1 protein-coding gene is annotated in these 822 nt (G+C 70.0%); it reads left to right on the top strand.

The window, feature by feature from the left end; genetic code table 11:
• Positions 1–822: acetyl-CoA C-acyltransferase (locus JMF90_RS38905; protein ID WP_201326525.1), on the top strand; the 822-nt coding region annotated here is incomplete at both ends.

Genomic DNA, 822 nt, shown 5'->3' with positions numbered 1-822 from the left:
TGACGGATGTAGTGATCGTATCGGCCGCGCGGACCGCGGTCGGCAAATTCGGCGGCTCGCTCGCGAAGATTGCGGCGCCCGAACTGGGCGCGACGGTGATCCGCGCGGTGCTGGAGCGTGCGGGCGTGAAGCCCGAGCAGGTCAGCGAAGTGATCATGGGCCAGGTGCTGACGGCCGGCTCCGGGCAGAACCCGGCGCGGCAGTCGCTGATCAAGGCGGGGCTGCCGACGGCCGTGCCGGGGATGACGATCAACAAGGTGTGCGGCTCGGGCCTGAAGGCCGTGATGCTGGCGGCGAACGCGATCATCGCGGGCGACGCGGAGATCGTGGTCGCGGGCGGCCAGGAGAACATGAGCGCGTCGCCGCACGTGCTGCCGGGCTCGCGCGACGGCTTCCGGATGGGCGACGCGAAGCTGGTCGACACGATGATCGTCGACGGCTTGTGGGACGTGTACAACCAGTACCACATGGGCATCACGGCGGAGAACGTCGCGAAGGAATACGGGATCACGCGCGAAGAGCAGGACGCGTTCGCGGCGCTGTCGCAGAACAAGGCGGAAGCCGCGCAGAAGGCCGGGCGCTTCGACGACGAGATCGTGCCGGTGTCGATTCCGCAACGCAAGGGCGAGCCGCTGCAGTTCGCGACCGACGAGTTCGTGCGTCACGGCGTGACGGCGGAGTCGCTCGCCGGGCTGAAGCCGGCGTTCTCGAAGGACGGCTCGGTGACGGCGGCGAACGCGTCGGGGCTGAACGACGGCGCGGCGGCGGTGCTGGTGATGTCGGCGCAGAAGGCGGCGGCGCTGGGCCTGACGCCGCTGGCGC

Origin of the sequence: Burkholderia sp. E168m23 (assembly GCF_016586125.1) — a bacterium.
Lineage (GTDB): Bacteria > Pseudomonadota > Gammaproteobacteria > Burkholderiales > Burkholderiaceae > Burkholderia > Burkholderia orbicola.
Note: the sequence above shows the minus strand (reverse complement) of the source record. Positions and strands in the feature narration are given on the sequence as shown.